The sequence below is a fragment of the Streptomyces sp. NPDC037126 genome (assembly GCF_055605965.1).
This window is the reverse complement of the sequence record NZ_JBVJTD010000001.1, coordinates 892,965-906,495: the sequence shown is the minus strand read 5'-3', so window position 1 is coordinate 906,495 and position 13,531 is coordinate 892,965. Positions and strand designations below refer to the sequence as shown.

General features: G+C 72.3%; 9 protein-coding genes. 3 read left to right on the top strand and 6 right to left on the bottom strand.

Translation table 11 applies throughout. From position 1 onward, the window contains the following. Nucleotides 1–292: 292 nt before the first annotated feature. From ACZ7FF_RS04115 to uvrC, 5 genes are all read right to left on the bottom strand, one after another. A complete protein-coding gene (locus tag ACZ7FF_RS04115; RefSeq protein ID WP_470809262.1) occupies nt 293–3,247 on the bottom strand; it encodes a M14 family metallopeptidase in 2,955 nt (984 codons plus the stop codon). Nucleotides 3,248–3,421: 174 nt separating this feature from the next. Then, nucleotides 3,422–4,411: a DNA-binding protein WhiA gene (whiA, locus tag ACZ7FF_RS04110; RefSeq protein ID WP_030752871.1), complete on the bottom strand. Its 990-nt coding sequence runs from the start codon at nt 4,409–4,411 to the stop codon at nt 3,422–3,424. Further along, on the bottom strand, nt 4,402–5,493 hold the full coding sequence (locus ACZ7FF_RS04105) for a gluconeogenesis factor YvcK family protein (RefSeq protein WP_470809261.1): 1,092 nt from the start codon (nt 5,491–5,493) through the stop codon (nt 4,402–4,404). The genes whiA and ACZ7FF_RS04105 overlap by 10 nt, the downstream gene beginning before the upstream one ends. Next, nucleotides 5,490–6,503, bottom strand: coding sequence for an RNase adapter RapZ (gene rapZ / locus ACZ7FF_RS04100; RefSeq protein WP_470809259.1), 1,014 nt, complete (start codon nt 6,501–6,503; stop codon nt 5,490–5,492). The genes ACZ7FF_RS04105 and rapZ overlap by 4 nt, the downstream gene beginning before the upstream one ends. Then, on the bottom strand, nt 6,500–8,731 hold the full coding sequence (uvrC, locus tag ACZ7FF_RS04095) for an excinuclease ABC subunit UvrC (RefSeq protein ID WP_470809257.1): 2,232 nt from the start codon (nt 8,729–8,731) through the stop codon (nt 6,500–6,502). The genes rapZ and uvrC overlap by 4 nt, the downstream gene beginning before the upstream one ends. A gap of 526 nt (nt 8,732–9,257) precedes the next feature. On the opposite strand from uvrC, the gene ACZ7FF_RS04090 reads away from it, so the two are divergent. Beyond that, nucleotides 9,258–10,205: a hypothetical protein gene (locus tag ACZ7FF_RS04090; protein WP_470809256.1), complete on the top strand. Its 948-nt coding sequence runs from the start codon at nt 9,258–9,260 to the stop codon at nt 10,203–10,205. Between the two features lie 291 nt (nt 10,206–10,496). Here ACZ7FF_RS04090 and ACZ7FF_RS04085 read toward each other — a convergent pair whose 3' ends face one another. Continuing rightward, entirely contained in the window at nt 10,497–10,922 is a 426-nt protein-coding gene (locus ACZ7FF_RS04085; protein WP_470809254.1) for a Rieske (2Fe-2S) protein, read from the bottom strand. A gap of 430 nt (nt 10,923–11,352) precedes the next feature. On the opposite strand from ACZ7FF_RS04085, the gene ACZ7FF_RS04080 reads away from it, so the two are divergent. Then, on the top strand, nt 11,353–12,498 hold the full coding sequence (locus ACZ7FF_RS04080; protein ID WP_470809252.1) for a LacI family DNA-binding transcriptional regulator: 1,146 nt from the start codon (nt 11,353–11,355) through the stop codon (nt 12,496–12,498). Beyond that, complete coding sequence (locus ACZ7FF_RS04075; protein ID WP_470809250.1) at nt 12,495–13,406, top strand: carbohydrate kinase family protein; 912 nt, start codon at nt 12,495–12,497, stop codon at nt 13,404–13,406. The genes ACZ7FF_RS04080 and ACZ7FF_RS04075 overlap by 4 nt, the downstream gene beginning before the upstream one ends. Nucleotides 13,407–13,531 lie beyond the last annotated feature (125 nt).

The window sequence follows — 13,531 nt, the reverse complement described above, 5'->3', positions numbered from 1 at the left end:
ATCTCCTCGTTGGTACGCCGGCCATGCGGTGCCGGCGAGCTCTGTTTGGGATGTCCCCGACCACCACCGACCCTACCTCTCCGAGGGCCCCTGAGTGACATCGAGATGCCGCATACAAGGGCAGGTAGTCCGTACCCGTCAGTAGGGGTACGGACTACCAGGGATCGGCAGTGGCTTCGCTCGTATTTGTTACGGAATGCGGCCCCTTATTGACGCCCTTGTCACTCGTTCGTGAGCGGGTCGGCTCACCTGTCGACTACCCGTTTTCCGCACCGTTGAGAGGGGGTTCCGCTCACCTGTCGAGCGAGGCGAGCGCCTTCCTCATCAGGGCCGCGCGATCGGCAGCCGACGGCACCTGTTCCAGCCCGAATCCGAGGAGCACGGTGTCGTCCGTCGTGACCGCTCCGTACGTCTGGAACAGTGCCCCGGTGCGCGCCCAGTCCTTCAGGACGGAGGGGCTGCCCTCGGGAGGACCGGCGGCCTTCCAGGCGCCCAGGGACGTCTCGAAGCCCTCGGTCTCCTTCGCCGCGCCGCCGACGACGAGCGAGGCGTCGTCGACGAGCACGCCGTGCCCGCCGGTGCCCGGGTCGGTGATGTAGCCGACGGACACCTCCACCGACCTGCCGGCGTACGCGCTCAGGTCGAAGCTCACCTGGCGCCAGCCCTCGGAACTGCCGGTGAGGCTGTTCCAGGAGCCGCTGGTGCCGGTCGCGGTGCAGGCGTCACCCGAGAGCGTCAGATAGTGCTTCAGCCAGGGGTGCTCACCGATCAGGAATCCGGCCCCGCAGTCGGCCGGCACGGCGGTCCTGGTGGCCCCTCCGGCCTCCGGCAGGGTCGTCCAGTCGCCGGCCCCGACGGTGTGCGCCTCGACGACGGCGTGGTCGTAGCCGGGCTCGGTGTCCCACAGCATCCGGGCGGTCAGGGCCGGCCGCTCGGCGGCGCTGACACCGGTGAGGTCGATGGTGCGCGTGAGGCGCTTGTAGGCGTCGTCGGTGTGTACGGCGGCGGCCATGTAGGAACCGCTGTACGGGGCGTAGGGATCGGCCGTGCCGGCGAACCGGCCCGCGCCCGCGCTCCTGAACTGCGGGTACTGCTTTGGCGACAGCTCGTCCGAGGTCACGCTGTAGGTGCCGGCCCGGTCCAGCGGATCGCCGGGCGCGTCACCGAGGGCGCCGGTGTAGCCGCCGAGTTCGCCCGAGCCGGTGAAGCCGGTCGCGCCCTTGGTCGACGTGCGGCTGTAGGCGCCCAGGTAGTACTGGCTGAAGTCGTCCGAGAGGGTGCCGTCGCCGAGGTCGACGCTGCCGCCGGCAAGCTGGCCCGCCTCGATCAGCCTGCCGCCCTCGTTGAGGTAGGCGCGCAGCTGGAGCTGGGTGGCGTTGCCGGGGCCGTTCGCACCGGAGTAGTGCACGACCGTCCCGAAGTGCTTCAGCACGCCGAGCGCGTCGGGCACGCCCTGCCGCGCCACGTCCCACACGATCGCCCGGTGCCCGGCCGCCTTCAGCGCGTCCACGTAGCTCCGCGCCTGCGTGGCGGCCGTGCCCTCCTCGGCGACGACGAGGGTGTCCGCCGCGGGCCGCTCGGCGACCGTGTACGTGAAGTGGGGACCGGCGACCTTCCTGCCGCCCGGTGCCTCGCCGGTGAACCACACCTCGACCTTGTCGCCCGGGCCGCCGTCCCGCACCTTGGCCCGGTACTCGTCGAAGTAGAGGTTGTCCTCGCCGCCGTAGGTCCGGCCGCCCTTCCAGGGCCTGAGCGCCTGGTCGAGCGTACGGCCGCCGTTCACGCGGTACTTGAGCTCCTTGTCGCGGACCGCCTTGCGCACGACGACGGAGACCTCCTGGTCCGCGCCCCGGGAGTACGACGTGGAGAACGCCGCCGGGGTGAAGTCCGCCGCGCTCAGGCCGACCGATGAGACCGGCCGGTCCGGATGCACGGCGGTCTCCGCGACGGACAGCGCGAAGGGGAGGTTCTTCTCGAACTCCTGCTGGATCAGCTTCTCGTCGTCGGGGAAGTCGAAGACCGACCGGCAGTCCTCGGGCCGCCAGGCGTCGCCGGGATCGACGTTCGACGCGGTCTGGCAGGTCGACATCTCGGGGGTGAACATCGCCGTCCCGTTGACGTTCGACGCATGGCCGTCCGCCTCGCCGTTGGTGGTGTACAGCTCCGAGGAGACCTGCGAACGGTAGCCGGGGATGGCCGGGTTGTCGGGGGTGCCGGCGAGCGCCTTGTAGAGGACGTCGTCCGGGGTCGGGGTGGCCACCTGCCAGCCGACGCCGTAGAGGAGGAGTTCGGCGGCGGAGTGGTAGTTGATGGCGTACCTGAACCCGATCCGCTTCTCGAAGTCGTCCAGGGCCCGCGTCTCGGGCTCGGACTCGGGGCTCGCGCCGCGGTAGGTCTCGCTGGTGGGGTTGGGCGACGAACCCTCGTCGTCGTAGCCCCACTTGTAGGCGAAATTGCGGTTGAGGTCGACGCCGTCACCCGTACTGATGACGCCGTCCCCGTTGACGTCCCGCAGGTTCTTGCGCCACATGCGGGTGGCGGGGCTCTGGAAGGTGTAGTCGTAGCCGTCGGGGTTGGCCGAGAGGACGAACCACAGCTCGGTCGAGTCGACGATCTTCTTGACGCGCCGGTCGGACTTGTAGTGGTCCAGGTAGTAGTGCATCAGCCGCCGCGTCATCTCCGGCGTGATCCACTCGCGCGCGTGCTGGTTGGACACGTACAGCACCGACGGCTTGGAGCCGTCCTTCGACTTCTTCGCGTTCCCGGTCAGTTTGAGCGCGAGGATGTCCTGGCCCCGGACGGTCCTGCCGATGGACTCCACCTTGGCGAGACCGGGGTTTGCCTGGGCGGTGCGGAGGATCTCGTCCTTCAGGCCGCCGCTTCCGCCGTACGGGCGGAACACTCCCTGGGCGGCGTCCCGGACGCGCGCCGCCGCCCTGGCCGGGAGGGTGTGCTCGGTGAGGCCGACGCCCTGCTTCCGGAGGTTCGCGGCCTGTTCGTCGGTCAGGTAGACCTCGACCTCGGTCTTCCCGTCCTTCGCGACCTGCTCCCCGAGTTCGTCGCCGTCCTGGCCGGCCTTGAGGAGCAGGGGTAACTGCTGCCGGGTGACGTCGGCGCGGAAGACCTTGATCTCGTCCGGGTCGGACCTCGCCGGACTTCCGCCCTGCGCCTGGGCGATGGGCGCGAGGCTCGCCGCGCCGACGAGAAGCGCGCCCACGGCGAGGATCGATCTCGCTCTGTGTCTCATGAACCCCCCTAGCGGTGGTCCGCCACAGCGGCGAACAGGTTGCCAGGCTCATGTCAGTACAAGATCGAGTCAAGAGCGCCTCATGGCCACGCAAATCGGCTTCTTCCGGCCGACGGAACGCCGGTGCCGGGGGCCTTTTCGGCCGTCGGCACCGGCGGGTCGACGTGGGACCGGTCAGCCGGCCAGGTTGTCGGCCAGCTCCTCCGACAGGTTGGCCTCCGTGCCCGGGATGCCCAGATCGGCGGCGCGCTTGTCGGCCATCGCCAGCAGGCGGCGGATCCGGCCCGCGACCGCGTCCTTGGTCAGCGGCGGGTCGGCGAGGGCGCCCAGCTCCTCCAGCGAGGCCTGCTTGTGCTCCATGCGCAGCCGTCCGGCGGCGGCGAGGTGCTCGGGAACCTCGTCGGCGAGGATCTCCAGGGCGCGCTGCACCCGGGCACCTGCGGCCACGGCCGCGCGGGCCGAGCGGCGCAGGTTGGCGTCGTCGAAGTTGGCGAGCCGGTTGGCCGTGGCGCGCACCTCGCGGCGCATCCGCCGCTCCTCCCACGCCAGCACCGACTCGTGCGCGCCGAGCCGGGTCAGCAGGGCGCCGATCGCGTCACCGTCCCGGACGACCACCCGGTCCACACCGCGCACCTCGCGCGCCTTCGCGGCGATCGACAGCCGGCGGGCGGCGCCGACCAGCGCGAGCGCGGCCTCGGGGCCGGGGCACGTCACCTCCAGGGAGGAGGAGCGGCCGGGCTCGGTCAGCGAGCCGTGCGCGAGGAACGCCCCGCGCCATGCCGCCTCGGCGTCGCAGGTCGCACCGGAGACCACCTGCGGGGGCAGCCCGCGGATCGGGCGGCCGCGGCCGTCGACCAGGCCGGTCTGACGGGCGAGCTGGTCACCGCCCGCGACGACCCGCACCACGTAGCGCGAGCCGCGGCGCAGCCCGCCGGGCGCCATCACGATCAGCTCGGAGCTGTGGCCGAAGATCTCCAGGATGTCGCGCTTGAGACGGCGGGCCGCCATCGCAGTGTCCAGCTCCGCCTCGATCACGATGCGCCCGCTCACCAGGTGGAGGCCGCCGGCGAACCGCAGAATGGCGGAGACCTCCGCCTTCCTGCAGCAGGTCCGGGTGACGGGGAGCCGGGAGATCTCGTCCTTCACCGCTGCCGTCATCGCCATGGGCCGATCCTTCCATGCATCCGAAAAATACGGTCGTACGCGGCGGCCAACAGCTCCGGGTCGTGCCGGGGCGTTCCGTCGGTCCGGGCCACCGGCGCCAGCTCGACCGCGGCTCCCAGCCGCTTGGCGGCCTCGGTGAGCGAGTCACGGTCGGGCACGGCGGCCTCGTCGGCCAGCACCACGTCCAGGGCGAGTTTAGGGGCGTGTCGCCCCAAAACCTCCAAATGACGCTGCGGGGAGAAGCCCTCGGTTTCTCCCGGTTGCGGCGCGAGGTTCAGGGACAGGACCTTGCGGGCCTTGGTCTCCGTCAGGGCGTCCAGCAGCTCGGGGACGAGCAGATGCGGGATGACCGAGGAGAACCAGGAGCCGGGACCGAGTACCACCCAGTCCGCGTCCCGGACGGCCGCAACGGCCTCCGGCACGGCGGGCGGGTCGTTCGGCACGAGATGCACCGACTGCACCTCACCGGGCGTGAGCGCGACCGTCGCCTGCCCGCGCACCGTGTCCACGTCCTCCGGGCGCTCCGGGTCGTGCCCCTTGACCAGGGCCTGCAGCTCCAGCGGTACGGCGGACATGGGCAGCACCCGCCCGTGCGCGCCGAGCAGCTTGCCGACCAGGTCCAGGGCCTGCACGTGGTCGCCGAGCTGCTCCCACAGGGCGACGATCAGCAGATTGCCGACCGCGTGCTCGTGCAGGTCGCCCTTGGACTGGAAGCGGTGCTGGATGACCCGGGCCCAGGTCTGGCCCCAGTCGTCGTCGCCGCACAGCGCGGCCAGCGCCTTGCGCAGGTCGCCGGGCGGCAGCACGCCCAGCTCGTCGCGCAGGCGTCCGCTGGAGCCCCCGTCGTCGGCCACGGTGACCACGGCGGTGAGGTCGCCGGTGATCCGGCGCAGTGCGGCCAGCGAGGCGGACAGGCCCATGCCGCCGCCGAGCGCGACGACCTTGGGCTGCGCGCCCCTGCGGCGGGGCCGGGCCCCGCGGGCCTCCGCGGGGCGGCCGGTGCGGGTCTCGGCCGGCCGGTCGGCCCGCGCGTCCGGCACCATCCGGCGCAGCCGGCCCAGCCGCGGTGTACGTTCCGTCATTCCCGTCCCATGTCCCGGTGTACGACCACCGTCTCCACACCCTCGGCCGCGAGGCGCGCGGCGAGCTTCTCCGACATCGCGACCGAGCGGTGCTTGCCGCCGGTACAGCCGATGGCGATGGTCACATACCGCTTGCCCTCACGCCGATAGCCGGCCGCGATCAGCCGCAGCAGCTCCGCGTACCGGTCGAGGAACTCCTTCGCGCCGGGCTGGTTGAAGACATAGCCGGCGACCTCCTCGTTCAGGCCGGTGAACGGGCGCAGTTCCGGGACCCAGTGCGGGTTGGGCAGGAACCGCATGTCCGCGACCAGGTCGGCGTCGACCGGAAGGCCGTACTTGAAGCCGAAGGACATCACGGTGGCCCGCAGCTCGGGCTCCTCCTCGCCCGCGAACTGGGCGTCCATCTTGGCGCGCAGCTCGTGCACGTTGAGGCTGGAGGTGTCGATCACCAGGTCGGCGTCGCCGCGCAGCTCGCGCAGCAGTTCCCGCTCGGCCGCGATGCCGTCGACGATGCGGCCGTCGCCCTGCAGCGGGTGCGGGCGGCGCACCGACTCGAAGCGGCGCACCAAGGCCTCGTCGGAGGACTCGAGGAAGACGATCCGCCGGGTGACGTGCTTCGCCTCCAGGTCCGCCAGGGACTCGCGCAGGTTGTCGAAGAAGCGTCGGCCGCGGACGTCCACGACGACCGCGATCCGCGCCACGTTCCCCTGGGAGCGGGCACCCAGCTCCACCATGGTGGGGATCAGGGCGGGCGGCAGGTTGTCCACGACGAACCAGCCGAGGTCCTCCAGACACTTCGCGGCCGTCGAGCGGCCCGCTCCGGACATGCCGGAGATGATCACCAGCTCGGGGATGGCCGCCTCGGGGACACCCGCTGTCTCGCTGCCCGTACTCACCTGTGCTCCGTCGTCCTGGCCCGTGTCCTGGCCGGTCTCCCGGACGGCCTCGTCGCCCGGGTCGCCGTGCGCCTGATCTCGGCGCGCTGTGGGCTGTGCTTCGTGCTCGGTCATGTCTCCTGCCCCCGTCGTTCGTCCGGAGGGCCCGCGGTCACGGGCTCCCCCGAGGAACCCGCCGTCGTCTCGGGTTCCTCGTCCTCAATGATCTCTCCAGTCGCCGTGTTCACGGCGGGTGCGGCCGGAGCCGCCTGGGCGAGGGCCGCGGCGATGGTCTCGGCCGTCTTGCGGCCTATCCCGGGCACCTCCTGGATCTGTTCGATTGTGGCGGACCGCAGCCGCTTCACCGAGCCGAAATGCTTGATGAGCGCCTGTTTGCGGGTGTCGCCGAGGCCCGGCACGTCGTCCAGGGGGCCGGCACGGAACCGTTTGGCGCGTTTGGTGCGCTGGTAGGTGATCGCGAACCGGTGGGCCTCGTCCCGGACGCGCTGGAGCAGATAGAGGCCCTCGCTGGTCCGGGGCAGGACCACCGGGTCGTCCTCCGTCGGCAGCCAGACCTCCTCCAGCCGCTTGGCGAGGCCGCAGACGGCGATGTCGTCGATGCCCAGCTCGTCCAGCGCCCGCCGGGCCGCCGCGACCTGCGGCTGCCCGCCGTCGACCACGACGAGCTGGGGCGGGTAGGCGAACTTCCTGGGCCGACCGTCGTCGTCCTTGAGGGAGGTGCCCAGGGGCTCGTCGTCGGGGAGGACACTTCCGCCGCCGTTGGAGAGGGTGCTCCCAGCGTTCGGGACCGGGCCGCCGTCGGGGAGGTTATTCGCACCGCTCGGGACCGGCACGCCGCCAGAGAGGGTGGTCCCGGCGTTCGCGGAGGCCTCGTCGCCGTCGGGGAGGGTGCTCCTGCCGTTCGCGGAGGCCTCCTCGCCGTCCGCCCACTCCCCCGTCCGCTCCTTCTCGGCCAGGTACCGCCGGAAGCGCCGGGTGATCACCTCGTGCATGGAGCGGACGTCGTCCTGGCCGGCGAAGCCCTTGATCTGGAAGCGGCGGTACTCGCTCTTGCGCTGCAGGCCGTCCTCGAAGACCACCATCGAGGCGACGACGTCGTCGCCCTGGAGGTGCGAGATGTCGTAGCACTCGATGCGCAGGGGTGCGCTGTCCAGGTCGAGGGCGTCGGCGATCTCCTCCAGGGCCCGCGAGCGGGTGGTGAGGTCGGAGGCGCGCTTGGTCTTGTGCAGGGCGAGGGCCTGCTGGGCGTTGCGCTGCACGGTCTCCATGAGCGCCTTCTTGTCGCCCCGCTGCGGGATGCGCAGCGACACGTTGGAGCCGCGGCGGCCGGTCAGCCACTCCTGGACCGGCTCGACCGGCTCGGGCAGCGCCGGGACCAGGACCTCCTTGGGGACGGCGTCGCCGGTCTCCTCGCCGTACAGCTGCTGCAGGGCGTGCTCGACCAGGGCGGCGGTGGTGACCTCCTCGACCTTGTCGGTCACCCAGCCGCGCTGGCCGCGCACCCGGCCACCGCGCACGTGGAAGATCTGTACGGCCGCCTCCAGCTCGTCCTCGGCGACGGCGATGAGGTCGGCGTCGGTCGCGTCGGCGAGCACGACCGCGCTCTTCTCCATGGCCTTCTTCAGGGCCCCGATGTCGTCGCGCAGCCGGGCGGCCCGCTCGTACTCCATCTCCTCGGCCGCCTCCGCCATCTGCTTCTCCAGGCGGCGGAGGTAGGTGCCGGTCCGGCCGGCCATGAAGTCGCAGAACTCCTCGGCCAGCTCCCAGTGGTCCTCGGGGGTGATCCGGCCGACGCAGGGGGCGGAACACTTGCCGATGTAGCCGAGCAGGCAGGGGCGGCCGGTGCGGGCGGCGTTCTTGAAGACGCCGGCCGAGCAGGTGCGCACCGGGAAGACCCGCAGCAGCAGGTCGACGGTGTCCCGGATGGCCCAGGCGTGCCCGTACGGCCCGAAGTACCGGACGCCCTTCTTCTTGTGACCGCGCATCACCTGCACGCGCGGGAACTCCTCGTTCATCGTCACCGCGAGGTACGGGTAGCTCTTGTCGTCGCGGTACTTGACGTTGAACCGGGGATCGAACTCCTTGATCCAGGAGTACTCCAGCTGCAGCGCCTCGACCTCGGTGGACACCACGGTCCACTCGACGGACGCGGCGGTCGTCACCATCGTCCGGGTGCGCGGGTGCAGGTTCGCCAGGTCCTGGAAGTAGTTCGCCAGGCGCTGGCGCAGGCTTTTCGCCTTTCCGACGTAGATCACCCGGCGGTGCTCGTCACGGAACCTGTACACCCCGGGTGTGTCCGGGATCTCACCCGGCCTGGGGCGGTAGCTGGAGGGGTCGGCCATGTCTCACACCCTACTGGCGCGCACCGACACGGCGGCGGGCCTGTGGACAACGCCGGCCACCGTCCGGCACTCGCCCGGCGCACCGCGCCGCGCCCCGCTCGTCCCCGGCAGCCCAGCATGTCCCCGGCCTCCCGGTCCGCCGCCCCAGCTGCGGCGTCTGCCGCGTCCGCGGCGGCCGCGACCGCCCTGCTTCCGCGACGGGCGTGATCCGGTCGTGCCCGGCCCTCGCCCTCCGGTCCCGCGTTCCGGGCCATGCATTCCACGGGGCCCTTGGGAGCACGGGCGGTCGACCGCGGGTGCCCGGCCAGGGGCGCCGTCCGGCCAGTCGTGCGGAACGGCCGAGTCCAGGGTGTTGTCGGGTCTTGGTCAACACGCTTCAATGCGTGGGAACTCGGGGCCTGCACGCGTGCGAACGGGGGCGCGGCGTGCGCAGCCATGGGCGTCCACCACGCCACGAGGCGGCCCCGTGCACCCGCGCAAACGGTCTGACCAACCGTAGTGACACCTCACAGAGAGGCCCCTCGGCATGCGGCATGCCCCAGAGCACGCGGATGTCCCCACCGTGGAACTGGACACGGCCCTGCGGGGCGGCCCCTTCCACGTGGCCCTGCGCGCCGCGATCGCCGCGCGCGGACTGCCGCTCCAGCGTGTCCAGCACCATCTCTCGCGCCACGGGGTCAAGGTGGGCGTGACCAGCCTCAGTTACTGGCAGCAGGGTGCCCGACGCCCGCAGCGCCCGGAGTCGCTGCGCGCCGTACGGGCGCTGGAGGAGATCCTCCAGCTGCCGGACGAGTCGCTGATCCGGCTGCTCGCCCAGGCCGACCAGCGCTCGGCGACCGGGCGCCCTTCGGTCCGCTCGTACCGCTCCCTGATCGAGGCCTCGGCCGTCCTGGACCGGCTCCAGGCCGAACTGGGCCGGTCCCTGGACGGCGGGCTGCACAGCCTCGGCCACCACGAGTGCGTCCGGATCGGCGCCCGGCACGAGCTGGCGGCCCGGGAGGCCCACCACATCGTGCGGGCCCACCGCGACGGCGTCGACCGCTTCCTCGCCGTCCACCACGGCGACCCCGGCTGCAGACCGGGCGACATGAGAGTGCGGGCCCTGGAGAACTGCCGCACCGGCCGCGTCCGCTGGGACGAGGACACCGGCGTGCTGGTGGCCGAGTTGCTCTTCGGCACGCGGCTGCGCTCCGGCGACACCTTCCTCTTCCGGTACCGCGTCGAGGACGGCACGGCCGGAGCCTCCCGCGAGTACCTGCGCCGGATCGACACCCCAGGGGGCCAGTACGCGCTCCAGGTGCGTTTCGACGCGGCCGCCCTGCCCGCGCGCTGCCACCGCTTCACCCAGCACTCCCCGGCTGCACCGCGCAGCGGCCGGCAGGAACTCTCCGTCACCGGACCGGATCACAGCGTCCACATGGTCGAGCCACGGATCCGGCCGGGGATCCTGGGCATCGCGTGGGACTGGCAGTGACGGACCTCTGGGCGTCTGCCCGCTGATCGGGGGCGGAGCCGCCGGCCCGGGGGCGCCGGGCTGGGGGCGCGGGGCTGGAGGCGCAGGGCCAGCGACGTTGGCCCAGGGGACTGCCAGCTCCAGGTCAGTTGGGGCGGGCGGCTGGGTCGGGGCCGGTGGGTCCGACGGAAGCAGTCGGCGGCAGCCGTCGGCGAGGCGGCGATGCCGCCCGGGGTGTGGTTCCGCCCTGGCATGCGACCGGGCGGCTTCGGCGGCGCGCTGTGCGGCCCGGTCCCGCGGGGTCCCCTCCCGTCAGGCCGCCGGACCGGCGACGATCCTGCCTTTCGTGGTCTTCACCGGCAGCTCGGTCAGGGGCTCGGTGGCCGGCGCCTGGACCACCTTGCCGGTCACAGCGTCGAACTGGCTGCCGTGGCAGGGGCAGATCAGGGTCGTGCCCTGCAGCTTGTTGATCGGGCACCCCGCGTGCGTGCAGATCGTGCTGTACGCCTTCAGCGTGCCGTTCCGGTCCCGGCTGACCACCACGTTGTGGTCCCGGTAGAGCTTCGCGCCGCCCTCGGCGACCTCGCTCTCGGCGCCGAGGTCGACCGGCGCGGTCGGGGCGGCCTCCGGGCCCCCCTCCCCCTGCGCCGAGCACGCGGCAAGTCCCAGCCCGGCGACCGGGGCCACGGCGGCCCCTCGAAGGACGGTACGGCGGCTCGCGGACGGTCGGGCGGGCATCTGGAACTCCACTGTTCAAGGGATGGGCAGGGCGACGATACCCGGGCAGAACCCCCCGCCCGGGGGCGGGGGTGCTGAGCACGGAAGAGCGGCCGGTCGGCCGGTACCACCCGCGTAAACGCTTACGCAAGCGTTTACACGGAGTCGCTCGATCGGGTACCTTCCCGGCCGGAAGGTTCGTGGCGGTCGGCCGCGCCAAGGACCGCGACGGGCCGGTAGTACCGGACCGTTACGAAACCGCCGTACCGGAGCCGTGGCGGAACCGGCGAACCGGGACCGCGGGCGGAACCGGCACGCCTGGGTTCGCGCGGGTCGGCCAGAACAGGGCCGTGACGGCCGGGTCGTACCGAAGGAGCGGTCCGGCCGTACCGAAGGAGCGGTCCGGCCGTACTGGAGGAGCGGTCCGGCCGTATCGAAGGAGGGGAACGCGATGGCCACCATGGCGGATGTCGCGCGGAGCGCCGGAGTCTCCGTGGCGACCGTCTCCCATGTCCTCAACGGGACGCGCCCTGTGCTCCCCCACACCCGCCAGGCCGTCCTCGACGCCGTCGACGCCCTCGGCTACACGCCCAACACCCTGGCCCGCTCCCTCGTGACCTCCCGGACCCGCTCCATCGGTCTCGCGGTGTCGGCGATCAGCAATCCGTACTTCACGGAGATCCTCCAGGGCGTCGAGGCCACCGCTCTGGAGGCCGGCTACAGCCTGCTCATCGCCGACCCGCACGACGACCCCCGGCACGAGCGCAAGGTCGCGCAGCTCCTCCACGAGCGCCGGGTGGACGGCATGATCATCGCCCCCTCCGCGCACCCTCACGACCTCGTCGGCTACCTGCGCCGCCAGGCCGTGCCGACCGTGTTCCTGGACCGGGTGATCGACCCGGGCGCGGGGGACGATCCGGTGCCGGGCACCGCCGAGCAGGGTGCGCCGCGCTTCGACCAGGTCTGTGCCGAGAGCGCCGAGCCGACGGCCCGTCTGGTCACCCATCTCGCGGGGCTCGGCCACCGCAGGATCGCTCTGGTCGCGGGTCTGCCGGGACTCAGCACGACCGGCGAGCGCGTCTCCGGCTATCTGGACGGTCTCGCCGCCTCGGGCCTGGCGCGCGACGACCAACTCCTCGTGTCCGGCAACTCCGAGTCCGCCGGTGCCGAGCAGGCCACGGCCGCCCTGCTGCGGCTGCCCGAGCCGCCCACGGCACTCGTCACCGCCAACAACGCGATGACCATCGGGGCCCTGCGCACCCTGCGCCGCCACGACGTGTCCGTGCCGGGCGACATCGCCCTGTGCTGCTTCGACGACTTCGCCTGGGCCGACCTGTTCTCGCCCCGGCTCACCGCCATTGCCCAGCCCAGCAGGGAACTGGGCGCCCACGCCGTCCGGTTGCTCCTGGACCGTCTGGCCGAGCCGGACCGGCCGGTCCGGACGCTCCGGCTGCCCTGCACGTTCGTCCACCGCACGTCCTGCGGATGCCCGGAGGACGCGGCCGGGGATGAGATGGCCAGGGATGAGACGGCCGGGGACGAGCCGGCCGGGCACACCGCATCATCCACGTTGTCCGAGAAGGGAACCGCCACGTGATCGTCGTCGCCGGTGAGGCACTGATCGACCTGGTACCACAGGGCCGTGGCGCCCTGGCGGACCTGAAGCCGGCGCTCGGCGGCGGCCCGTACAACACCGCCGTGGCCCTCGGCCGTCTCGGCTCCCGCACCGCGTTCTGCTCCCGTACCTCGTCCGACCCGTTCGGCGAGGCGCTGCTCGACGGGCTGCGACGGGCCCGGGTCGACGTATCGGGCGTGCAGCGCGGGCCGGAGCCGACGACCCTCGCGGTGGCCACGATCGACGGCGGTGGCTCGGCCGCCTACTCCTTCTACGTCGACGGTACCGCCGACCGCCTCTTCACCACGCCCTCCTCACTGCCCGCGGACACGCGCGCGGTCTCCTTCGGCACCTGCTCGCTCGCCCTGGAACCGGGGGCGAGCGCCTACGAGGAGCTGATGCGGACCGCGGCCGGACAGGGTCTGTTCACGGCGCTGGACCCCAACATCCGGGCGGGACTGATCCCGGACGCGGACGCCTACCGCGCGCGCTTCAGGAGCTGGCTGCCCTCGGTGACCCTGCTGAAGGTGTCCGCGGAGGACGCCGCGTGGCTGGGTGGCACACCGCGCGACTGGCTGGCCGAGGGCCCGTCGGCCGTCGTGGTCACTCATGGCGGCGACGGTCTGACCGTGTTCACCCGGGACGGCGGGCAGTGCTCGGTGCCGGGAGAGAAGGTGGAGGTCGTGGACACCATCGGCGCCGGTGACACGGTGAACGCGGCCCTGCTGCACGGCCTGTCCGCCCGGGACGCGCTGTCCCCGGAAGCGCTCGCCGGCCTCGGGACGGAGAGCTGGACGCGGCTTCTGCGCTTCGCGGCACGCGCGGCGGCGGTGACCTGCTCACGGGCGGGGGCGGAGCCGCCGTTCGCGGCCGAGCTGGGCGGGCTCTGAGCCCTCTGTCTCCGCTGTGCTCTTCTCAAGGTGCGGCCGGGCCTGCGCTGCGGGGAGCTGTGGGACCGCAGAACCGGAGTGGCTGATAGTGGAACGAACGGCGCCCCGCGGGGAGTTCCCGTGGG